The sequence below is a fragment of the Enterococcus sp. AZ171 genome, from assembly GCF_051714005.1.
Lineage (GTDB): Bacteria > Bacillota > Bacilli > Lactobacillales > Enterococcaceae > Enterococcus_B > Enterococcus_B pernyi.
In genome coordinates this window covers 1,028,597-1,051,936 of sequence record NZ_JBIORA010000001.1, presented here as the reverse complement: position 1 = coordinate 1,051,936, position 23,340 = coordinate 1,028,597, and the positions used below count along the sequence as shown (strand labels likewise).

The window sequence follows — 23,340 nt, the reverse complement described above, 5'->3', positions numbered from 1 at the left end:
TGAGAGATTGGAACAGAAGTATTTAACCTCGAGAAATAAGGCGATATCTACGAAATTGTTCATCAAATTTCTGTGGATGTCGCCTTATTTCCGAGAAGTTTACTGCTGTTTCCACCGTTTATTCAGTTTTAGCATATGTGAGAGGTCGATTATCCCACTCAATTTTGTTTTTCCATCGAAGTAATAAAAGTTTTTTCTTGATAAACCTTTTCATTTGCTCGTTTTTTTCTTATAATCGAAAGGGTATGAATGAAGGAGAGTATCTATGAAGAAAAAACAAAAACAAAAATTATTAAAACAATTCCGTCCTTCTTTAGATGGAGTTCGCACACAATTATTCCGTTCATTGGAAGAAGAAAGTTTACGCCGTTATGGTCTGCCATTGCAAGTCATGCTTGATCCTAAAAACCGTCAAGTCTTAATCATTGGCTTAGCAGGACAAGCAAATGAAGATACACGCATCAATGTACCAATCGACGATAACTTTACTGCTGTCTTGAAACGTATTCGTTCTGGTGAAGCAACGATTTTTGAACGTTTCCGTGACAACCTATTGATTGAGATTGTTTCTTACTGGAATGATCAACGCATGAAAAAAGATCAACCAACGGCTCAACCTGTAGCGACACCAGTCACTAATGACGCGTCCGTAAAAGAAACACCAACAAAAGAAGTTGAAAAAGTTGAGACAACTTCTCAATCAGTCAGTAAAGAAGCAACAACTGACAAGAAAACAAGTGATGAAAAAGTAGCGACAGATTCTTTGACTTTCGATGATTTTGCAAAACAAGTAGCAGAATATCCGAAGTTCACTGCTGAAAAAACAGCAGATGCTGTAGTGATCAATGAAACAGTCAAAGACGACACACGAAAATTAGCAGAGATCTCTATGTCTGCTGTCAATGAATTTACGATCGAAAAAGCTTTAGAACGTAAATACAAAGTGAAATTAACATTAGTGCCATTGATCGAACAATTTGCCACTACACCGATCAACGAAAGATAAACGCAAGCAAATAGATTGCGTGATGATTTTTACCTAAAAAAGCAGCTGAAATGACGATCATCGTTCATTTCAACTGCTTTTTTTATCATTTATAAATGTAAAAAAGAGAATATCGATTGTTCCTATTGTTGCGCTGCGTTCTTCCCTGTTGTTTCTAATTGCTCTTGCACCAACTGCATCACTCTCATCCGTTCCTCATCGGGTATCTTCTCATAGTAGATCCCTGCTTCTCCCAAGATGCCATCACCAATATATTGTTCACCTTTCAACTGATGGTTCGTGATATTGGATAATGCCGAATGGTATTCATTCATCATTCCGAGCATTTCATCTAAGGACATATCCGTTGTCCCATTTTCACCGACTACCTCTAAAAGCTGGCGATAATTGAATAAACTTTTCACAGATAAGAACTCATTGACTAAAATATTGACGACTTCCCTTTGCCTTTTCTGTCGCCCATAGTCATCCTCAGGATCTTCTGCTCGCATGCGCGCATACTGTAATCCTTCCCAACCATTTAATTCTAGCGTTCCTTCTGGATAATGGATGTCTTCTGCTGTAAACTCAAACGCATTATTTACAGTGATTCCTCCCACAGCATCGATCAACGCTTCTAATCCATCCATATTCAACGATACATAGTGATGAATCGGTATATCAAGATATTGTTCAACCGTATCCACCATCATGTCGATACCACCGTAAGAATGAGCATGGTTGATTTTATCAACCAGTCCATCCATATTGGCAATTTCTACGAAAGAATCTCGAGGAATACTCGTGATCGTCGTTGTTTTCTTTTGATTATTCAATGTCACCAACATGATCGTATTTGCACGATAGTCCGTTTTTCTAATTGAATTATTGGCGATACCTAAAACTAAAATGCTGACTGGCGTATCCTTTTCCCGCTGAACGGTTTCTCTTTGTAACGGTTGTTGCATCGAAGTCACGGTCTGTCTGGCATCGTAGTAAAAGCGAACACCATACGCAACTGCAGAACCTACTAATAGGAAAAGAAATGCCATAATAGACAATAAAACTTTTTGTTTTCTAGTGAATATTCGTTTTTGTTGGTGCTTTTTTCTTACTGTTTTTTCAGTGATAAAAGAGAAAAACAGACTATAGCATAAGAAAACAACTGAAAAACTCAGTAAAAAACCTGCCAAGATATCGCTAGGATAATGTACTCTCAAATAAATTCTAGAACTAGCAATCAATAATGGATATAGAGCCCCCACCCATACTAGTTTATTTACCCTTTTCTCGCGATAAATAATGTACATGGTGATCAAAAATACTAAGAATAGCGTCATAGACAAAATCGAATGACCACTTGGAAAAGAGTAAGAAGATCTAGGAATCAATTGCTCCACATCAGGTCGTGTCCGCTGGATAGCTTGTTTCATCACGTAGCCAATCAAACTAACTGTCAAAACCATTAAGACTTGCCAAATGGCTAATTTGTGGTACTGTTTCCGCCAACTAAAAATTGCAAGCAAACCTGTGAAAAATAAAGTAGGAATAATCGTTGCTAGTTTTGCAAAATAACTAAAAAATGTTGTTAATACTGGGAATTCGATTAATCGCTCCTGTTGATAAATGGCTAAATCAAGTTGGTTGAATAAGGTGTTTTCTGTCATAACTAGTGTGGTCAAAGTCGTCAATATGACGAGTGATACGAATGCTACCACCAATGTTCCTTTTGGCATCTGTTTCATAATAACTTCCCTTCTACTTCTCATTCATACTTTTTAAATCCTAAAATAATGCCTAAACCACAGCCAATAACCAAGAGGGAAGTTCCTCCTTGACTTAAAAATGGTAAAGGAATCCCTGTTAATGGGAGTAGACCGATCGCAGCTCCAATATTTTCAAACACTTGGAATAACAAACCAAATACGAAGACAATCGCAAAATACACATTTCCTTTATTATTTGTTTCGATTGCGCTATAAATGATTTGGTAAAAAAGATAAAAATATAAAAAGAGCACAGAAACGCTTCCTAAAAAGCCAAATGTTTCAGCAATCACTGTAAAGACCATATCTGATTCACGAACGGGCACATAGATAGGATTGATTGCTTCGGCCCTGCCACTAAACCCACCTGCCCCGATAGAAAGTAAACTTTGTGATTGTTGATAACCAATCGATTGGCTATATGCAAATGGATCAACCCATGCGCGTACTCGATCTAACTGATAAGTCTTAAAATTCAGACGATATAAAATCTGGTGTCCGTATTCAGTAAAAACTAAAGCAATCAAAATGGCCCCGAGAATAACTAGAATCGAGGTTATTGCCGTCATGATCTTCCAATGTACCCCAGCGATCATGAATAATGCCCCCAAGCATATGACAAAAACCAAACTTGTTCCAAAATCTTTTTGCATGTACATCAATAAAAAGGTCGGTAAACTAACCAGTAATATCTTTCCTACATAAAATAAATCAGTTTTAACGGTTCGTTGCTTCACCTTTTGCTCATAGATCAAGGTCAAATAAACAACCACTAAGATAAAGGTGAGTTTCACTAATTCAGAAGGTTGAAATGAAAAGCTGCCGATCCTAAGCCAACGTTTGGTGCCTGTGAGTTGAAACATCACCGGATCATAAAACTGATACAACAGGCCCATCACAAAAAGTGAAAAGCCATAAAGATAAGGAGAATATCTTAACAATACGACTGTTTTCACTCGTTGTGTTAGAAACAACAGCCCGACCGACATCAAACAAAACACGATTTGTCGAAGCACGACTCCTCGGACTGGAACTTGGTCATAAACAGCTGCCCCATATTGCACACCGACACTTAATAAATATAAAAGAAAGATTGGTAAAAATAATGCATAGTTGAATTCATTTATTTTAAATTTCATTTTGCTTACCTCGTGAGGACAGTTTCAGGCAAACACCCAAAAGCATGGATAAAATCAAATAGCTTGATCCTCCATAACTAATAAAAGGAAGCGGAATACCTGTCATTGGGATCATGCCACTGATACTTGCAATATTGATACTTGTCTGTAGCAATAACAACATCCCTGTTCCCAAATAAATCAACCCGATCTGCTGATTTGGTTCATTCGCACTCAAGACAAATAAGCGCAAAATAATCGAAAATAACATTGCTAGAATCAGTAAGCCTACGATCAGGCCTAACTCTTCTAAAATAATCGAAAAAATAAAATCAGTCTCGGCTACTGGTAAATAGCCCTTTTTGGTAATACTATTTCCCAGTCCTAATCCAAAAAGCCCACCGTTGTACATGGCATAATAAGATTGACTCATCTGAAATCCTTTTCCATAAGGATCTAAAAAAGGATTAAAAGCAATGCTCAAGCGATCATAAGTATGAGCAAAAATACTTGGTAATAGGTCATTTTGCCCTAGTAAATAAATAATGCCGCCAAGGAGCAAAAAGAGACTGAACAGTCCTGCAAAAAACAATAAAATATAGCGAACTGGTAATTGAACCGTCGTGATCATGATTGCAGCTAAGATGATCAACAAGATCGCACCAGCTACTTTTGGTTGGAATAAAATCAGCAGAGAACATAAAGCGATGATAAAAAAGGGTTTTTTTAATTCATTCAATGATTGCTTGGGTTTTCTAAAATAATAAGCTAAATAAAAAATCATACCGACATTGACAATTTCAGCAGGTTGAAATTGAAAACCTGCAATTGAGATCCATCGTTGCGCACCACTGATATTGACACCAATCCCAGGTACCTTTGTCAAGATCAGCCCCACGATACCGATCCCCATCATTATTTTTACGATTCGATGATTGAGTATAAATGCAGGTTTCACTCGGTAAATGAAAAAAATCATTGCCCAACTAAGTGCTACAAATACCATTTGTCGAACTAAAAGTTGATTTGTACTTTGATCGAATGACATCAAACGGAACGTACTCGCACTATAGATCATCAATAATCCTATTACACTGATCAACAGATATGGTACGAGCAAATACAAATCTATTTTTCTTATGTCTTTTACACCCATCCTATATTTCTCCTTTGTGTTACAGCGGAGATACGTCACTTACCCATCTTGAATAAAAAAAGCCAAACGAAAAAAACGATTGGCTTTTCAGTCTCATCGTGTGAGTTTTGACACTAAACAACGTAAAGATTTCTCTTAGCTATCTTATGAAGAGCCTTAATCCGACAATTCCTGTTTTACACATTGGCGTCTTTCGACGTTTCTGCGCAATAGCCTATGTTTGTTTAGGAGTCTCGCCTAACAAGTTATTCTATTTGAGGAAAAGTATACCTGTTAGAGTATTTATTCACAAGAGAACCTCAAATAAGCTTAAAAAACTTTAGCTTTTTTTAATGTTATATAAATTATTTTTAAAATTTAATAATATATGTTCTATATTTTTTAGATCAGAGTATGTAAAAAAACGTAACAGAAAACCTTTAATCGACAAGGTCTGTTACGTTTTGTTTGATATTATACAACCTCACAAAAAAATGAAAATAGCATAAAAAGACGTGATGGCCTCTTATGAAAAAAATAAATTTCAGATTATAGATTCTTCATACTTAGCATAGGTATTTTTTTTTGTGTTTTTAGAGGCACGTTATAATAATGAAAATTATTTGTCATTTTCCCTCAGCTACTACGCCCATTTCGCAAATTATTCCTAGTTTTTGCTCGCCTGGATAGCTTCTAAGGCAGCTAGTGCGCTTTGTTGGTTGATCGTTCCTGACTCCCTAAGCTTTGCGGCAACTCTCTCGATTTCGTCCCCTTTGGCACCAACTGTGATTGCCAATGCTCTCGCTTGTAAGGACATATGTCCTTTTTGGATACCGTCACTAACAAGTGCACGCAGTGCCGCCAGGTTTTGTGCTAAACCAACAGCTGCAATCACTTGTGCCAATTCTTGTGCAGAATCAATTGCTAACATATCTAAAGAAGCTTTCGCTTTCGGTAAAACTCGGGAAGCGCCCCCTACTGTCGCAACAGCTAAAGGAACCGTCAATTTCCCTACCAAATGATCTTCCTTGATTTGCCAGTCAGTCAACCCTTGGTAACTACCATTTCGAGCAGCATAGGCATGAATAGCCGCTGCGGCTGCTCGTGTATCATTTCCTGTGGCTAAGATGACCGCTTCGATACCATTCATGATTCCTTTGTTGTGGGTCGTTGCCCGATAAGGATCCAATTTTGCGTATTCACTCGCTTGACGAATCTTTTCAGCAATCAGTTGACCCGTTTCTTTGTCCTTTGCCAATCGCTCAAAAGGAATCATACAAGTCGCGATTGCTAAAGATTCCGTCGCCAGATTACTTAAGATACTGAACAAGATTTCTTGTTCAGGGAACCATTCTTTGATACGAACCGCAACTCCCTCCAAAATCGAGTTGATGATATTCGCACCCATCGCATCTTTGACATCCACTAAAAAATCAAGTGAAAGATAGGCATGCTCGCTCCCCATAAATTCTCGAGTAGAAATTTCTCGGACACCTCCACCACGCTTGACGATCGAAGGATAACTTTCGTTTGCACAAGTGACCAATTCTGGTTTTCTTGCTTCAATGACTTCTTTGATTTTTCGATAATCACAACGACCAGTCAAGACGATCTGCCCACGCATCAATCGTTGGGGTATCTGAACGCTGATATCGCCACATATTTTTGCGCCATTGCTCGCTGCAGCAATTACAGAAGGTTCTTCCGTTGCCATAGGAATCCATTTTTTTTGACCGTTCACTTGAAAATTCAATGCGACACCTAATGGGATCTCTACTTGGCTGATTTGATTTTCAATCAAATGGTTGGCGATATCTTCTGTTAAAACAGATTCTTTAAAACCTGTTGCTTCTGCTTGGGAAATCACTTTTTCTTGAACTAGTCGCTGTCTACGTTGTTCTGGCGTTAGTTCATAAAACTTTTTTTTTTTGTTATCACCAGTTTCTTGCAAATTAGCTTCCAAAAGAACAGCTAATCCAAGACCGCCACCAATACATAATGAAGCTACTCCGTATCGTTGGTGCTGCCTTCTTAACGCATAGCCTAAAGTAGTCAAGATACGAGCGCCACTAGCACCAATCGGATGGCCTAACGCAATCGCACCACCATAAATATTGACTTTCTCTGATGGGAGATTCAATTCACGATTCACAACGATCGATGACGCAGCAAACGCTTCGTTAATTTCAAATAGATCGATGTCGTCCAAGGAAAGCTCTGTTTTCTCCATCAAGGTATTGATTGCTTTGATTGGAGCTACCCCCATGATACTTGGATCGATCCCAACTTCAGAGACTCCTTTGATCGTAGCTAAATACGGTAAGCCATGAGCAATCGCATAGTCTTTAGACGCTAAGATCAGTACAGAGCCACCATCGTTCAAAGGTGAAGCATTTCCAGCAGTAACTGTGCCGTCCTCCGCAAAAACCGTCCGTAAGGTGCTTAATTTTTCTAATGTACTATTTCCTCGCACTGCTTCATCTGTTGCAAATACTTCTTCATTACGGGAAATTGGAATGATTTCTTCCTTGAAGACCCCTGACTCGCTGGCTTGTCCTGCTTTTAATTGTGAAGCCAGTGCATATTGATCTTGCTCTGCTCTCGTCACAGAAAATTGTTTTGCCACATTTTCTGCTGTCAGTCCCATATGAGTATTGGAAAATGCATCGGTTAATCCATCATTGACCATACTTGAGATTTCTTCGATTTTCTCGTTTTCTGGATCGCTCACTTGGATCATCGGCGCTCTAGTCATGCTTTCAACACCACCGGCTATGATCAGGTCCGCTTCGCCTAGTTGGATTTGTTGACGCGCAAGGATCACTGATTTCATCCCAGATCCACAAACTTCATTGATTGTCATTGCCGGAACACTAACGGGGATTCCGCTATTGATCGCAATTTGTCGTGCAACATTTTGCCCATTCCCTGCTTGAAGCACATTTCCAAAAATGACTTGATTGATTGCTTCTTTGTTTATCCCTGTTCGTTCAAGGATTTCTGTTGTAATGAATGTTCCCAACTCAACAGCAGAATAACTGCTTAAGCTACCACGATACTTTCCAATCGGTGTTCGTGCAGCATCTATAATAACGACTTCCTTCAAGTTAAGCCACCCGTTGCCAAAGCCTATAAATTTACTTATCCACGTATTATATAAAACGCGACAGATTTATAGGTGTTACAATCTTTTGCGCAAACGGATTCCCTCCTTATTTCTCATATATTTGCGAACAACGTCACGCTGTAACCGACGAGACATTCTTCAAAACGTTTGTCTATATCAAATGGATAGAACAATGTGAATGGTTTCGTAAAAATTAAAATACACTTCTTATTAAATTGTATAAAAGATGGACAGTTGATTATTTTCTAACTGTCAAGTATCTCCTACAAAAATATACCATTCTTTACCGGAAATACAAATATAACATACACCTTTTAAAAAAAGCGCTATATTTTTTTACAAATCCTTAAAAATTAGCTTTTTTGTATTTCTTTTACCGATTTTGTGATACTTTAATAAAGTAAGTTTTTTATCATGAGTAAAGAGGTGTTGAAATGAAAATAGGGATTGATCGTCTTTCCTTTTTTATTCCTAATTTATTTTTAGATATGACTGAATTAGCAAACAGACGTGGAGATGATCCTGCCAAATACCATATCGGGATCGGTCAAGATCAGATGGCTGTCAATCAAGTTTATGAAGACATCGTCACGCTAGGAGCAAATGCAGCGAGTAAAATCGTCACAGAAGAAGATCGTGAGAAAATCGATATGGTCATTGTAGGTACCGAATCAGGCATCGACCAATCAAAGGCAAGTGCTGTGATCATCCATCATTTGTTAAAAGTTCAACCTTTTGCTCGTTCATTCGAAGTAAAAGAAGCTTGTTACGGGGGAACAGCAGCTTTGCACATGGCAAAAGAATATGTCAAAAATCATCCAGATCGTAAAGTCTTAGTGATTGCGAGCGATATTGCTCGCTACGGTTTAGCAAGTGGTGGTGAAGTGACTCAAGGTGTAGGTGCGGTCGCTATGATGATCACACAAAACCCTCGGATTCTTTCTCTTGAAGACCACAGCGTCTTTTTAACAGAAGATATTTACGACTTTTGGCGTCCAAATTATAGTCAATATCCTGTAGTAGATGGTCCTTTGTCCAACTCTACTTATATTGAGTCTTTCCAAAAAGTCTGGAATAGATATAAAGAAACAACAGGTCGAACACTTGCTGATTATGATGCGCTTACCTTCCATATTCCTTACACAAAAATGGGGAAAAAAGCGTTACAAAGTGTGATCGAAGAAACAGATGAGGCAACGCAAAAACGTTTGATGGCTCGTTATGAAGAAGGCATCACCTATAGTCGACGAATAGGAAATCTATACACTGGGTCCCTTTATTTGGGATTGATTTCTTTATTAGAAAACTCTCAAGCGTTGAAATCGGGTGCCCGTATCGGATTATTCAGCTATGGTTCTGGTGCTATGAGTGAATTTTTCACTGGATATTTAGAAGAAGGCTATCAAAACTTCTTATCCAAAGAAGACAATCAAGCGATGTTAGATAACCGTGAAGCATTGACGGTTGATCAATATGAAAAGATCTTCAATGAAACATTACCGGGAAATGGTGAAACAGCTGAATATCATTCAGATCTACCTTACTCGATCTATAAAGTTGAAAATGATATTCGTTTTTACAAAGAAAAATAATGAATGCAAAAAACTGACCTCGATCGTTGACTAATAGATAGTCAATAATCGATAGGTCAGTTTATTTGTACTCTGAATTGTCTCACTGTTTTTAAATAATTCTTGGAGAGCTGACTGGAAACGTGGATCATCTTGCATTTCTTCATAATAAGCCCGCAAAAATGAAGGCGTGACTTCTTCCTGTGAATCATAAGTGAATTCAGTTCTCTTATAAGAAAGGTGTTTCTTTGATAAATACGTCTCAAACCGATCCATAATAGTTGACGAGGTGTTAGGGTCAGATTCCTCGATCCCTAAATACCTTTCAAGGGGTACGAAGACACTATCTTCTGAGGAGACTACTCTTAGGATCAAACAAGCTCTCATCGCTTTCCCACGCAGTTTTTCCAATTGTTCACAAGAAACCAAGGCGGGATTTGCTGCCGAAAAAACAAGTTCATAGGTCTTCTCTTCTTGTAAAAAATTAGTAAAATCTTTCAAAATGAATTGACAGTTATTTAGTCCCAGTATTTGTGCTTCATGTTCAGCATATACAAGCATTTCTTCTGAAAAATCAATCAACTCATATTGTTCTATTTCTTTTGCTAACGGCAGATAACGCCCTGCACCACCGGCAACATCTGCGAATGAGCCAGCTGGTAATAAATCCTCGCTTTTTAGATAAGCAACGACATCCTCTACAATCGTCGTACTAGATTCTTTTTGTGATTCGTAATAGTCTTTCGCAAAGGTATTCCATTCTTCTTTGTCCATTTGGATATTTCTCCTTTTATCTTCACTTTTCGGAATAAATATATTATCAGAAAAACGATGAGCTTTGTTTCTTAGTATAAATCAAAATCCACGAAAATCGAAGAAACGATTCTCGTGGATTTCTTTTTGATTCGAAAGGCTAAAAACTATCACATTTCATCGTTATTCGTAAGTGATAGATGAACTATTTTTTCTTTGATAATTATTTGTTTCCTTGTACACGTACCAAAATCATTTTAGTGATTTCCATCAACACAACCGTTACAAGCGCGATTCCGATACAAGTGAAGACTTCAGTCAACCCAAATGCCGCTGGGATCGAGAAGACTTCTTTTAGTCCTGGGATCATTGCAATACAGTAAAGCGCACTACATACAGCAACTGCTAATAGAACACTGCGGTTTGAGAAGAAACCAGCTTGAATCGCTGTTTGGGTATTTGAACGGGCTGGGAATGTTTGCAATGTACGACACCAGATCAACGTTGTGAAGGACATCGCTACGCCAAATTCAGGTGAATGTTGCATCCCTAACCATTGAGCAAAAATAACTGCAATACCGATCAATACGCCACGATACGTCACAGAGATCAATGTTTTGTCCGTAAAGATACCTGAATTTGGATCTCTTGGTGGACGTTTCATTGTCGCTGGCTCTGCTTTTTCAGTTCCTAACGCGATTGCTGGTAATGAGTCGTTGACTAAGTTGATGAACAATAATTGTAAGGCTGTAAATGGATTTGACCAATCTGCAACTAAGGCAAAGATAATCGCGATGATCGCACCTAGGTTTCCTGAAAACAAGTAAGAGATGGCCTTTTTGATATTATCAAAGACATTACGTCCTACTTCCACTGCACTGACGATCGATGCGAAATTATCATCTGTCAGAACCATTGCTGCCGCATCTTTGGCTACGTCAGTACCTGTACCCATTGCAATACCAATATCTGCTTGTTTCAAGGCAGGAGCATCATTTACTCCGTCACCAGTCATCGCAGAGATATGACCTTTTGTTTGCCAAGCACGCACGATACGGATTTTATTTTCCGGAGATACACGCGCATAAACCGTTACTTTTTCCAATACTTCATTCAATTGATCTTCTGATAGCTCATCTAATTCTGTACCAGTCAAGGCTTGATCACCTTCAGCAAAAATACCGATTTCTTTTGCAATAGCAACTGCAGTTGTTTTATGGTCACCAGTGATCATGATCGTTTTGATCCCAGCACTTTTTGCTTCTTTGACCGCTTGAGTTACTTCATCTCTTGGCGGATCGATCATTGCCATGATCCCAACTAAGATCAAATCATCTTCATCATCAAATGACAATTCTAGGCTATTGATTGGACGATAAGCAAAGGCTAATACACGCAATGCGCGTTTTGAGAATGCTTCGTTTTGTTCTTGGAATTTTTTTCTTAACTCATCTGTCATTGGCACGACTTCACCATTTACTAATGCTTTTGTACTGCGGCCAAACACGATATCTGGTCCACCTTTGACAAATAAGAATTGTTGATTTTCGATTTCATGTGCTGTTGACATCAATTTTCGATCCGAGTCAAATGGTAATTCTGCTTGTCTTGGATACGTTTGGCGGATCTCGCGATAAGGTTGGTTCATTTTTTCACTGAAGTCAACAAAAGCGACTTCTGTTGGATCGCCTAGTTTTGAACCATCTTCACTGATCGACGCATCATTTGCCAAGACACTGATCTCAATTAAACGACGTTCGTCTACAGACCAGTTTTTTGGATCATTTGAAAAATCACCAGTTGCCCCATTCGCTAAATAATAATCAACAACCGTCATTTTGTTTTGTGTCAATGTACCAGTTTTATCCGTACAAATGATACTCGTTGAGCCTAATGTTTCTACAGCTGGTAGTTTACGGATGATAGCATGTCGTTTGGCCATTTTATTGGTTCCCAGTGACAAGACGATCGTTACGATCGACTGCAATGCTTCAGGGATCGCTGCTACGGCAACCGCGACTGCAAACATGATGGCACTAACGATATCTGCTGTCATATCTCCTGTTCCGCCACCCATATAGATACGGAATAACTGGATACCTAAAATCACCAATGATAAGCCTAAAATGGCTAAACTTAACTTCTTACTGAATTTATCTAATCCACGTTGTAATGGTGTCACTTGTTCCGTTGTTGATTCTAATAAACCAGCAACTTCACCGATTTCTGTATTGTTTCCTGTAGCAGTTACTAAGAATTTCCCACGACCGTAAGTAATGATTGTACCACTAAAGACCATGTTCAAGCGATCACCGATCGGCACAGTCTGAGTGATTTCTACTACTTCTTTTTCTGCTGATGTCGACTCACCTGTCAACATTCCTTCGTCAACTTTTAATGAACCAGCTTCTAACAAACGTCCATCTGCCGGTACATAATCACCTGCATCAAGTAAAACGATATCCCCAACCACTAATTCATTCGCCGGAATCGTCATTTCTTTTCCGTCACGAATCACTTTTGCATCTGGTGCAGAAAGGTTTTTCAATGCTTCAAGTGAACCTTCTGCTTTTTTCGTTTGGATCACACTAATCACTGAGTTCAACATCAACACGGCAAAGATAACGAAAAATTCGATATAGTCACCCATCACCATTTGAATCAATGCAACAACTAATAACACAATTACCATAGCGTCTTTAAAAGTTTCGAGAAACAGTTTCCAAGTTGGCTTCTTCGGTGCTTCCTTCAGTTGGTTCAAGCCGTCTCTTTCTAATTTTTCTTTTGCTTGCGTACTACTCAACCCATCTGGTGAGCTTTGCGTTTGTTGCATCAACGTGTCGATCGATTCTTTGTAGACCGTTGATTGTGCGTGTTCCTTGTTTTCCAAATTTCATCCCCCATTTTAGTTATTGTTTCCGCTATCGCCTGAAAAAAAAGAGACCTAAGACAAATACGGATTTGTCTTAGGTCTCACCATTTCATACAATACCAGAAAACCATTTGGTTAACTTACTGTTGATATTATCACAACAAATGTTGTCGGTTACTCCCCTAAGGAGATATTCAACTGTACATTTATCCTACATGATTTGTTTTTAAATTGCAACAACTTTCGCTTATCCTCTTGATATTTTCAAAATATTTCCACCTTTGTTTTCTTGTGAATATGCTTCTCCCCTTTCTCATGCTATACTAGTGTTATTATATAAAGGAGGATTCACTCGTGGTAGGAAGCATTATTACTTTTTTATATGTATTGAACGCACTTATTGCTCTTGTAACTATCTTGATCAAACCTCGTGACGTCGCAGCAATCTGGGCATGGTTACTTGTTTTATTTGCTTTACCTGGTTTTGGTTTTATTCTCTACCTTTTCTTTGGCCGTGGTTTGACCGACAAGAAAAAATTCTATCTGCGTCAGAGTGATTTAACAGAACTGGAAAATTTCCAGGATTTCAAGGGGGATACCTTGGAACATTATGATCCCATCATCCAAAATGAAGATCATCAGCATTTCGTTGATTTCTTTTCATCCTTGAATCAAATGCCACTCACACGAAAAAATGCCGTCACTTTACTGACAGACGGTCAAGAAAAATTAACAGCCGTCCTGAAAGATATCGAAGCAGCTGAGCATTCGATCCATATCGAATATTATGCCTTCGTTACTGACAACATCGGCCAACAAATCTTGAAAGTATTGGAAAAAAAAGCAGCGGAAGGTGTCGAAGTCCGTTTACTCTATGATGCCTTTGGCTCCCATGGCACAAAAACAAAAGATTTTAAAAAGTTAGTCGAAAATGGTGGTCATGTCCACACGTTCATCACTTCCCAGCGGGCACTTCTACGCTTTCGTCTGAATTATCATGATCATCGAAAAATCATTGTTGTTGATGGCAAGATTGGATACACAGGTGGTTTCAACATCGCCGATCAATATGTCAACCACACCAAAAAATTTGGCTATTGGCGAGATACGCATATTCGTATTTATGGGGCCGCTGCCTCTTTATTACAGCTTCGCTTTTTGATGGATTGGAATGTCTCTGTTCCAGATCAAAAAAAAGTCGGCTATCATTTAGATTATTTCTTTAAAGCAGAGAAAGAAGATCAGGATCAACTATACCAAACATCGATCCAACTTGTATCTAGCGGACCGAACAATGAACGGGAACAGATAAAGTTATCCTTTATCAAGCTGATCAGTTCAGCAAAAAAACGTGTATGGATCCAAACACCTTATTTAGTACCTGATGAGAGTGTGATTGCTGCGTTAAAAATCGCTGCCGCTTCTGGCGTAGAGGTGAAAATCATGATCCCTAACAAACCAGATCATCCTTTCATCTACCGAGCAACTCAGTACTACGCTCGCCAATTGATCAAAGAAAATGTACAGATCTTAGTTTATGAAAATGGCTTTTTACATGCGAAAACATTGATCATGGACGACGAAATCTGCATAGTCGGATCAGCTAACCAAGATATTCGTAGCTATCGTTTGAATTTTGAAAGTAGTGCAATCATTTATGATCCAGCTTTCTTGCAACAACTAGCCGACCAATTTGTACTTGATGAACAAGCAAGCAATCCGATGACTACTGAAACAGTCAAAGAAATGTCAAATTGGTTGTTGTTCAAACAACAAATCTCCAGACTATTCTCACCGATTTTGTAACCCAAAATTGTTAGAAGAACAATAAATGATAAGCTGGCTTACTCAAACTATTTTGAGCAAGCCAGCTTATTTTTTTAGTCCATAGTATGAATCGTTCAAACAGGTATGGCGTTCTTAGTCGATCGTACTTGCCGCCCAATGATTGATTGGGCCATATTTATGTCCAATAAAAAGTTCTTCTTTGATTGCTTGATTGACATATTGTTTCGCAATACGGATGGCTGCTTCCACCGTTTCTCCTTTTGCTAATTCAGCAGCAATACACGCAGATAAAGAATCACCTGTTCCATTGATGCGATCTGTTGCATAAAATGGTGCTTCTAACCAAAATGTTTTTCCTGAAGCTAAACGAACATAATCCCTCACTGTTTGTTGATTGGAATCACTAGTATGATGTCCTTTGATCAAAACATTTTTGGGTCCCAGCTCTTGGAGGATCTTAGCCGCTTTTTCATAATCTTCTTCTGTTCTCAATTTGAGACCAGTCAGTTTTTCTGCTTCATAAAAATTAGGAGTCACTACTTCTGCCAATGGCAGTAATGCTGTTTTTAATGTAGTCAATGCTTCTTCTTCCAATAATTGATTGCCATGTTTCGTCATGATGACTGGATCAACTACCAAGGGACCGAAATCATACCTTTGAATATTTTTGACCACGGTATTGATCAATGTCGCATCTGCTAGCATCCCAGTCTTTGCTGCTTTGACTTGGTAATCATCTGCAAGCAGTTCAAATTCTTTATCGATAAAATCCGTAGGTAACGGAACACTTGCACCGATTCCATAAGAATTTCCAGCGACACAAGCAGTCAAAACAGATACCCCATAGACCTTTCTTGTAAAAAACGTATGCAAGTCTGCTTGCATCCCTGCACTTCCATCGCTATCTGATCCAGCGATCGTCATTACTTGGACATATTGTTGTTCCATTTCATCCATCTCCTATTTGAAATACGTTTGTCTTGTTTATCCTACCGCATTTTCTGCTGAAAAACAAAAAAGGATGCGCAATGAATCATGCAGCATCCTCAAAAACGGATAAATTATATGTTAAAAGTAAATAGTTCGAACAACATCTTCTATTTTACTACTAATACATTGCATTTCGCGTGATTTACCACATAAGAAGTCGTTGAACCAACCAATGCACGTTCAACGGCGTTTAACCCAGTCGCCCCCATGACGATCAAGTCAATTGGCTCTTCTGACTCGTTGAAGTTTGCGATCAATGTTTTAGGATAACCGTATAACACATATGTTTTAATATCCGTCAAACCTTTTTCGATCGCTAGATTTTGATGTTCCTTCATTTGTTTGTCTGCCACTTCATCTAACTCTTCTTGTAAACTTGTTGTCACAAAAGCAAAGTCACCAAAATAATTCCCTGACACCTCATTTACATACAAGATGTGTAATTTTGCTTGATTTCGTTTTGCTGTTGCGATTGCTTCAATAAATGCTTTTTCTGATTTTTCTGAACCGTCGATTGCTACTAAAATATTTTTATACGTGTCTACCATTGAAACCGCCTCCTTCTTTTCTTTTAGTGTAGCACGATTAGAAACGAAGAACAATTCTTATGGATATGGTTCAAAAGCCCATGGCTCCAACAGAAAAAATAAGGCAGAAAATCTAATTTTTAGATTCACCGCCTTATTTCAAAATAATTTATCCCATTCATTTAGTTATAAAATACTTGTTTTTTAAGCCATTAATTAAGCGTCAAAACCATTATTTGTTGCTACTTCTTTAAACCAGTGTCCTGATTTTTTGATCGTCCGTTTCCCATCTTGATCTAGATCGACTGCGATAAAGCCATAACGGTTTTTATACGCATTTGTCCATGACCAGTTATCCATACATGTCCACATATGATACCCTAAACAATTTGTTCCTTCTTGAATGGCTTGATGCACATATTTCAAATGATCTGTCACAAACTCGATACGATAATCATCTTCGATCATGCCTTGTTCATTTACGTAGCGCTCTTCCCCTTCGACACCCATGCCATTTTCAGAGATAAAGCATTTGATATTGCCATAATTTTCTCTCGTATTCGTCAAGATATCATAGATACCTTTCTCATAAATTTCCCAACCACGATAAGGATTCATTTTTTTATTCGGCATATCGTAGTTATCGAAATAATCATCTGGTAACGGCGCACGATCTTTGTCGATCGGTGTTTCTTTCGCTTTGATCCGTCGTGGTTGATAGTAATTGATTCCTAATAGATCCACTTTATTTTCTTGGATGATCGTCAAATCGCCTTCTTCCATAACAGGCATGATATCCAATTCTTTGACGATATCGATCAACTCTTGTGGAAATTCACCTTTTACTGCTGGATCAAGGAATGAGCGATTGAAAAAGGCGTCCGCAATCGCCGCAGCTTTCACATCGGCCGCATTATTTTCGTCACGTGGATAACTTGGAGTCAAATTCAGGATAATACCGATCTCCCCATCTTGTCCTGTTTCATGGTAGATCTGAATCGCCTTCGCACTTGCCAAGTTTTCGTGGAAACCCACTTGAACTGCTTCTTTGAAGTCCACATGATTTGGATAGTGGAACTGATAAAGATAGCCACCTTCTACAGGAACGATCGGCTCATTGTGCGTAAACCATTTCTTCACAAGATCTCCGAATAGCTCAAAACATGTTTTGGCATACTCAGCATAAGCATCAACAGTCTCTCTTGCTAACCAGCCACCTTTTTCTTGTAAAGGCATCGGCATATCAAAATGGAAGAGATTGACGAAGGGTTCAATACCATTTTCAATCAATTCTTCAAAATACGTACGATAGAAAGTGACTGCTTGCTCATTTACTTTCCCTGTACCATTAGGAAGCAAACGACTCCACTGGATCGATGTTCGGAACGTATTATGACCAGTAGCTTTCATCAATGCGACATCCTCTTTATACTTCGTGTAGACTTGAGAAGTCTTGCTTGGTCCTACTTGATTGAAAAACTTCTCAGGCTCCAAGTCGTACCAATGATCCCAAATATTTTCTCCTTTTCCATCTCCTGCTACACGTCCTTCTGTTTGTGGTCCACTAGCAGCTGAACCCCACCAAAAATTTTCTGGAAATACATAGTTTGTCATGTTTAGTCCCTCACTTATTTTTCTTTTGATAACGTAATCATACCAAACCTTAAAAATAAATCAATACTTTTTAAATAAATGACTAGACATTTAACTAAAATGAAGTTATACTCATTTTGTAATCGATTGCAAATTTAAATAGAGGTGAATAGAATGAACGGTTTTATGGATAAACTTGCTCAGAAAATCATGCCTTTAGCGAACCTACTAGGGCAAAATCGTTACTTGACAGTGTTACGGGATGCATTTATGTTGTCGTTTCCTTTAACAATGTTCGGATCGATTGTTGTCGTTTTCAATAACTTACCTTTCTTTAGTGATGCGACTAAAGGAACGTTGTCTAGCTTATTTGGAAATGGACAAAATGCAACAATGAGTATCATGTCTGTCTTTGTTACTTTTGGTATTGGCTATTATTTATCTAAATCATATGATGTAGAAGGTATTTTTGGAGGGGCTGTCTCATTCGCCAGCTTCTTGATCTTAACACCTTTCGTCATGACAACTGTTGGTGGCGAAGAAGTATCAGGTGTGTTGACTCTTGATCGCTTAGGTGCAAAAGGAATGTTCATCGGTATGATCGCAGCTTTCATCGCAGGTGAAATCTATTGCCGAATCACTAAACGTGGTTGGCAAATCAAAATGCCTGCAAGCGTACCACCAGCTGTGACGAAATCATTTGCTGCGTTGATCCCAGCAGTGGTTACTTTAACTGTCTTCTTGATCATCAATGCAGTGATGACTGGTGTCTTCCACGCAAACTTGCATGATGTGGTTTACGAAGTTATCCAAAAACCATTGACTGGTTTAGGAAGTAGTTTACCTGCAACTTTAATTGCTTTGTTCTTTGTACAATTCTTATGGTTCTTTGGTCTTCATGGTCAAATCATTGTCAACTCTGTGATGGACCCGATTTGGAACACACTAATGCTTGATAACTTAGAGGCATATCAAAATGGTCAAGAATTGCCACACATCATCACAAAACCATTTATGGAAACATTCACTGTCGGAATCGGTGGCTCAGGTATGACTTTAGCAGTTGTACTATTGATGGCCTTTGTTTTGAAGAAAAAACAATATCGTGATGTCGGTCGTTTAGCTCTTGCACCAGGAATCTTCAACGTGAATGAACCAGCAATTTTTGGTTTACCGATCGTATTGAACGCAACTATTTTGATTCCTTGGGTTGTCGCACCATTAGTTGTAACAACGTTCAACTACCTTGTAATGGCAGCAGGTATCGTACCAGCGCCAACTGGTGTCTCCGTTCCATGGACAGTGCCAATCATCGCGAGTGGTGTCTTAGCCACAAACTCATGGTTAGGTGGCTTACTCCAAGTGATCGATTTTGTGATCGTTGCAGTTATCTGGTATCCATTCTTGATGATCTTAGATAAACAACCTGATTTGGATGTTGTTTGATCCTATACTAAAGGAATGTAGTATTTGAAGTTGAAATAAACATATTCACGAACAATAATCAAAGAAGCATCCACGAAAATTTGCTCGTTGCATTTTCATGGGTGCTTCTTTAAGTTTTGAAACATACATAAATTGGTATTTTATTGATCGCAATGAGCAACTGTCCTCTATAAAACATCAGTCAGCTATTTCCTGTACCAAAATTAAAAAGTAAATTCTCTGATAAAGCTATCCGCGCTTCTCATGCTTTTATTGGTTGTCGGCGCTATGATCTTTCGTTATACTCAAAGTGAGGTGAAAAACGTGCCAAAATATGAAGAAATCGCAAATGTCCTAAGAGATCGAATTCGTTCAAAAAAATATCCACCAAATAGTTTTTTACCAAATCAGGTGGATCTAGTCGAAGAATTCAACGCTAGTCGAATGACGATCAAAAAAGCCATCAACATCTTAGCCATGGAAGGACTCGTTTATTCCCAAAGAGGGTCTGGAACTAAGATTTTAAGCCATCCTTATTTAAACAAAGATACTTCTCCAGCTAATGAATACGAAGGATTAAGTTTACAAATGAAACGCCGACAACGCTCGCTGACAAGTCAGATCATTCAATTCGATGTTGAGTTTCCTAATGCTTTTATTCAAGAACGCTTGATGATCGATGCGGAACAGCCTGTGTATAATATTCATCGCCTACGTATCTTAGATGATGAACCGTATATTCTAGAACATACTTTTATGCCAGTTCAACTTGTTCCAGGATTAAAGAAAGAGCATCTCCTATCATCGATCTATGATTATTTGCACAAAGAACTCAATGTCCATTTTGCCGGAGCCTATCGCGCGATCTCAGCAGATAAAAGCTCTGCATTTGATCAACAATATTTGAGTTGTGCAGAGACCGATCCAGTTCTTGAAGTCCAGCAAGTAGTCTATCTAAAAGATGGTCAACCCATCGAGTATTCCTCAAGCCGCAATCGCTTTGATGTCCGCAATTATTCACTGTTGGATGTCCGTGGAAATCAATAAGCATTCTGACTTTTCCTATCGTCATTTCATCTAAGCAACGTCTACGATCTTACTATCGTGAGCGTTGCTTTTTTATATCGTCTTAGCTGACTACACCTCTTCCTCTCATTAAATCGAGTGAACAATATTCCAGAAGCAACCTCTCTTTCAACTAGTAAGACATATTTATTGCAAAATTTTTGGTGACGCCCTATACTAACTTTAATAACATTCACTTACTTTTTGTAAGTTAAAAGAAAAGAGGATAAATTATGGATACAACAATCAGAGGCGTCCACCATGTGACAGCAATGACATCTAGCGCAACAAAAATCTATCGCTTCTTTACAGACATTTTAGGCATGCGTTTGATCAAAAAGACAGTGAATCAAGATGATATTGAAACTTACCACTTATATTTCACCGACGAACATGGCTCTGCCGGTACAGATATGACCTTTTTTGATTTTCCCAACCAGCCAAAAGGAACGAAAGGAACGGATACGATCGCACGTACGTCTTTTCGTGTCCCTTCCGATACAGCATTAGAGTATTGGTTGGCTCGCTTTGAAAAATACCAAATCACTCATTCTGAGATCAAAGAACGTTTTGGTAAGAAATATCTTGAATTTGAAGATTTCGATGAACAAGCGTATCAATTGATTTCGGATGAAAAAAATAGCGGCGTTCCTGCGGGTGTTCCTTGGAAAAACAGTAGTATACCGACAGACGTGGCAATCACTGGACTTGGTCCGGTCATCGTACGTGTGAGTGATCTTGAGCCGATCCGAACAGTATTGCTGGCCTTACTCGGTTTTAAAGAAACCGAACAAGTGGATGATTTTTATTTGTTTGAAGTTAGTGCTGGTGGAAACGGCGCTAGTATCATCGTCGAACATCGTGCCGATCTACCCAAGGCCATCGAAGGGTACGGCAATGTCCATCACCTCGCTTTACGTGTCGCTGATCATGAAGCACTACAGTTTTGGATCAATAAAATTAGTCAAACGTCCCTACCTAGCTCTGGATTTGTTGATCGCTTTTACTTTGAATCTGAGTATTTCTTAGCTTCTACTCATGTCTTATTTGAATTAGCCACCGATGGCCCTGGATTCTTTGGAGATGAACCCGCTGAAACAGCTGGAGAGATCCTTGCTTTGCCACCATTATTAGAAGCAAAAAGAAAAGAAATCGAAGCGTATGTTCGACCTTTTGACACGCGTGATGCAAACCAAAAACGGGTAGATTAACGACGACAGGAGTGAGTCATTTGAAGTATCTTTATAGACAAGGAAAAGCAACACAAAAAAAATTGATTCTACTTCATGGAACTGGCGGCGACGAGCACTCACTTTTGGAAATTGCAGAGTTTCTTGCACCTGAAAGTACGCTTTTATCCTTTAGGGGGAATATCAACGAGCAAGGCTTGAATCGTTTTTTCAAAAGAAACGGCTTGAACCAATTCGACTATGACAGTTTAGCTGAAGAATCTACAAAACTATATAATAAAATCAAGGAAATCAGTCACTTACAGGATATCCCATTAACTGATTGGATCGTTGTCGGTTTTTCAAACGGGGCAAATATTGCCGCTCATATCATGTTGGCTCAACAGACAGAACTAAAAAAAGGGCTCTTCTTTCACCCGATGTCCTTAGATGACTATCAGGAAAAATCAGAACTCCCTGACACTTCTGTCTGGTTATCCTTTGGCGAAGGAGATCCAATCGTTTCTAATACTTCATTTAGTCATTTAGTTCGCGAATTTGATTCACGAGGCGCCAAAGTAACAACACAAATCACAGATCAAGGACATCAATTGACAATGGATGAGTTGACCCATGCCAAGCAATGGCTTGATACTTTAGACTAATGCATAGCGTGTTTTTTGAAACGAAATCCATCATCCAACATCGCAAAAGAACTTGGGAAAACAAATCGTTTTCTCAAGTTCTTTTTTACATTTTAACTCCACTTGTTGGACGAGGTAGCTTGCAGTTCGGATAAATCAATTATAAAAAGAAACACAGAGTGAACAGCCCGCCAAACTAACACTTATTATTCTCATGATAACACTGATTTATTCAAACACTTTCAATTCTTTTTCTTGTTCATCGAATACTTCTATTACCTTTTTGGCAAATCCTCCTTTTAAAGAATTTTCTAACTGATCACGACTACTAGAAAATGAATTTTCCGCTTCCTTTACCGCATCCTTATGGGTTTTATCCGTCGTTTTCTTTTCTGCCGCTAAATTTCCCTGCATGGCAATTCCCACAGTTTGGACATTCCATCGCTCTAAAGTTTTTCTTAATTCATTTAACAAATTTTCTAATTCATCCATGACTTCCCGTTGCCAAAAATCTATAATTAGTTCCTCAAGATAAAGTTATCTAACATCTAATTTATAGAGATTATATATTTTGACAAACTAGTTTCCTCCTTATCTACCTCTTATTTTTGAGAGACTTTACGCTATAACCAACGAGAGCGCTCCTCAATCATTCTTAAATTCCTCTTTTGATTGATACATTTTTATAGACTAATCTATATGAGACAATTGCCAAATATAGAAAATTCGAATTTCAAAACTCCACTTTCATTGAGTAAAGCAGAATGAACTTTTAGTATAATTTCTCCTCAACCACAAGCTACGCATTATTG

At 38.5% G+C, this 23,340-nt stretch carries 17 protein-coding genes and 1 riboswitch; of the genes, 7 read left to right on the top strand and 10 right to left on the bottom strand.

The window, feature by feature from the left end:
- Window positions 1-265: 265 nt before the first annotated feature.
- Window positions 266-1,006, top strand: coding sequence for a hypothetical protein (locus tag IGJ49_RS05025; protein ID WP_349520201.1), 741 nt, complete (start codon window positions 266-268; stop codon window positions 1,004-1,006).
- Window positions 1,007-1,128: 122 nt separating this feature from the next.
- Here the strand turns inward: IGJ49_RS05025 and IGJ49_RS05020 are convergent, their stop codons facing one another.
- The 4 genes from IGJ49_RS05020 to IGJ49_RS05005 form a co-directional block, all read right to left on the bottom strand.
- Window positions 1,129-2,730, bottom strand: coding sequence for a phosphatase PAP2/LCP family protein (locus tag IGJ49_RS05020; protein ID WP_438722596.1), 1,602 nt, complete (start codon window positions 2,728-2,730; stop codon window positions 1,129-1,131).
- Between the two features lie 20 nt (window positions 2,731-2,750).
- Window positions 2,751-3,890 (bottom strand): FtsW/RodA/SpoVE family cell cycle protein, encoded by a 1,140-nt coding sequence (locus tag IGJ49_RS05015; protein ID WP_010735804.1) that lies wholly within the window; start codon window positions 3,888-3,890, stop codon window positions 2,751-2,753.
- Complete coding sequence (locus IGJ49_RS05010; RefSeq protein ID WP_010735805.1) at window positions 3,880-5,025, bottom strand: FtsW/RodA/SpoVE family cell cycle protein; 1,146 nt, start codon at window positions 5,023-5,025, stop codon at window positions 3,880-3,882. The genes IGJ49_RS05015 and IGJ49_RS05010 overlap by 11 nt, the downstream gene beginning before the upstream one ends.
- Before the next feature lie 84 nt (window positions 5,026-5,109).
- Window positions 5,110-5,277, bottom strand: a riboswitch (M-box (ykoK) riboswitch).
- Between the two features lie 394 nt (window positions 5,278-5,671).
- The gene (locus IGJ49_RS05005) at window positions 5,672-8,110 is read right to left on the bottom strand and encodes a hydroxymethylglutaryl-CoA reductase, degradative (RefSeq protein ID WP_096081460.1); all 2,439 of its coding nucleotides are present in this window, start codon (window positions 8,108-8,110) and stop codon (window positions 5,672-5,674) included.
- 455 nt (window positions 8,111-8,565) lie between these two features.
- On the opposite strand from IGJ49_RS05005, the gene IGJ49_RS05000 reads away from it, so the two are divergent.
- Entirely contained in the window at window positions 8,566-9,723 is a 1,158-nt protein-coding gene (locus IGJ49_RS05000) for a hydroxymethylglutaryl-CoA synthase (RefSeq protein WP_438722594.1), read from the top strand.
- A gap of 30 nt (window positions 9,724-9,753) precedes the next feature.
- On the opposite strand, the gene IGJ49_RS04995 is transcribed toward IGJ49_RS05000, so the two are convergent.
- On the bottom strand, window positions 9,754-10,476 hold the full coding sequence (locus tag IGJ49_RS04995; protein ID WP_010735809.1) for a class I SAM-dependent methyltransferase: 723 nt from the start codon (window positions 10,474-10,476) through the stop codon (window positions 9,754-9,756).
- A gap of 202 nt (window positions 10,477-10,678) precedes the next feature.
- On the bottom strand, window positions 10,679-13,345 hold the full coding sequence (locus IGJ49_RS04990) for a cation-translocating P-type ATPase (protein ID WP_226076276.1): 2,667 nt from the start codon (window positions 13,343-13,345) through the stop codon (window positions 10,679-10,681).
- A 336-nt stretch (window positions 13,346-13,681) separates the two neighbouring features.
- Between IGJ49_RS04990 and cls the strand changes: the two genes are divergently transcribed.
- Window positions 13,682-15,133, top strand: coding sequence for a cardiolipin synthase (gene cls / locus IGJ49_RS04985; protein ID WP_010735811.1), 1,452 nt, complete (start codon window positions 13,682-13,684; stop codon window positions 15,131-15,133).
- A 114-nt stretch (window positions 15,134-15,247) separates the two neighbouring features.
- On the opposite strand, the gene thiD is transcribed toward cls, so the two are convergent.
- From thiD to IGJ49_RS04970, 3 genes are all read right to left on the bottom strand, one after another.
- Window positions 15,248-16,063 (bottom strand): bifunctional hydroxymethylpyrimidine kinase/phosphomethylpyrimidine kinase, encoded by an 816-nt coding sequence (gene thiD / locus IGJ49_RS04980; RefSeq protein WP_062805421.1) that lies wholly within the window; start codon window positions 16,061-16,063, stop codon window positions 15,248-15,250.
- 149 nt (window positions 16,064-16,212) lie between these two features.
- On the bottom strand, window positions 16,213-16,653 hold the full coding sequence (locus IGJ49_RS04975) for a universal stress protein (protein ID WP_010735813.1): 441 nt from the start codon (window positions 16,651-16,653) through the stop codon (window positions 16,213-16,215).
- Between the two features lie 195 nt (window positions 16,654-16,848).
- Window positions 16,849-18,246, bottom strand: a complete 1,398-nt coding sequence (locus IGJ49_RS04970) for a glycoside hydrolase family 1 protein (RefSeq protein ID WP_062805422.1) — start codon at window positions 18,244-18,246, stop codon at window positions 16,849-16,851.
- Between the two features lie 153 nt (window positions 18,247-18,399).
- Here IGJ49_RS04970 and celB point away from each other — a divergent pair, with 153 nt between their 5' ends.
- From celB to IGJ49_RS04950, 4 genes are all read left to right on the top strand, one after another.
- On the top strand, window positions 18,400-19,671 hold the full coding sequence (celB, locus tag IGJ49_RS04965) for a PTS cellobiose transporter subunit IIC (protein WP_010735815.1): 1,272 nt from the start codon (window positions 18,400-18,402) through the stop codon (window positions 19,669-19,671).
- Between the two features lie 303 nt (window positions 19,672-19,974).
- Window positions 19,975-20,697: a GntR family transcriptional regulator gene (locus IGJ49_RS04960; RefSeq protein WP_224434636.1), complete on the top strand. Its 723-nt coding sequence runs from the start codon at window positions 19,975-19,977 to the stop codon at window positions 20,695-20,697.
- 251 nt (window positions 20,698-20,948) lie between these two features.
- On the top strand, window positions 20,949-21,926 hold the full coding sequence (locus IGJ49_RS04955) for a ring-cleaving dioxygenase (protein ID WP_023519446.1): 978 nt from the start codon (window positions 20,949-20,951) through the stop codon (window positions 21,924-21,926).
- Between the two features lie 20 nt (window positions 21,927-21,946).
- Window positions 21,947-22,549, top strand: a complete 603-nt coding sequence (locus IGJ49_RS04950) for an alpha/beta hydrolase (RefSeq protein ID WP_010735818.1) — start codon at window positions 21,947-21,949, stop codon at window positions 22,547-22,549.
- A 207-nt stretch (window positions 22,550-22,756) separates the two neighbouring features.
- Here IGJ49_RS04950 and IGJ49_RS04945 read toward each other — a convergent pair whose 3' ends face one another.
- Complete coding sequence (locus IGJ49_RS04945; protein ID WP_438722588.1) at window positions 22,757-23,020, bottom strand: hypothetical protein; 264 nt, start codon at window positions 23,018-23,020, stop codon at window positions 22,757-22,759.
- Window positions 23,021-23,340: the final 320 nt, after the last annotated feature.

Bases quoted from the DNA above. Each gene is read 5' to 3' on its own strand.
- IGJ49_RS05025 (WP_349520201.1), top strand. From the start codon at position 266: ATGAAGAAAAAACAAAAACAAAAATTATTAAAACAATTCCGTCCTTCT.
- IGJ49_RS05020 (WP_438722596.1), bottom strand. From the start codon at position 2,730: ATGAAACAGATGCCAAAAGGAACATTGGTGGTAGCATTCGTATCACTC.
- IGJ49_RS05015 (WP_010735804.1), bottom strand. From the start codon at position 3,890: ATGAAATTTAAAATAAATGAATTCAACTATGCATTATTTTTACCAATC.
- IGJ49_RS05010 (WP_010735805.1), bottom strand. From the start codon at position 5,025: ATGGGTGTAAAAGACATAAGAAAAATAGATTTGTATTTGCTCGTACCA.
- IGJ49_RS05000 (WP_438722594.1), top strand. From the start codon at position 8,566: ATGAAAATAGGGATTGATCGTCTTTCCTTTTTTATTCCTAATTTATTT.
- IGJ49_RS04995 (WP_010735809.1), bottom strand. From the start codon at position 10,476: ATGGACAAAGAAGAATGGAATACCTTTGCGAAAGACTATTACGAATCA.
- thiD (WP_062805421.1), bottom strand. From the start codon at position 16,063: ATGGAACAACAATATGTCCAAGTAATGACGATCGCTGGATCAGATAGC.
- IGJ49_RS04975 (WP_010735813.1), bottom strand. From the start codon at position 16,653: ATGGTAGACACGTATAAAAATATTTTAGTAGCAATCGACGGTTCAGAA.
- IGJ49_RS04970 (WP_062805422.1), bottom strand. From the start codon at position 18,246: ATGACAAACTATGTATTTCCAGAAAATTTTTGGTGGGGTTCAGCTGCT.
- celB (WP_010735815.1), top strand. From the start codon at position 18,400: ATGAACGGTTTTATGGATAAACTTGCTCAGAAAATCATGCCTTTAGCG.
- IGJ49_RS04955 (WP_023519446.1), top strand. From the start codon at position 20,949: ATGGATACAACAATCAGAGGCGTCCACCATGTGACAGCAATGACATCT.
- IGJ49_RS04945 (WP_438722588.1), bottom strand. From the start codon at position 23,020: ATGGATGAATTAGAAAATTTGTTAAATGAATTAAGAAAAACTTTAGAG.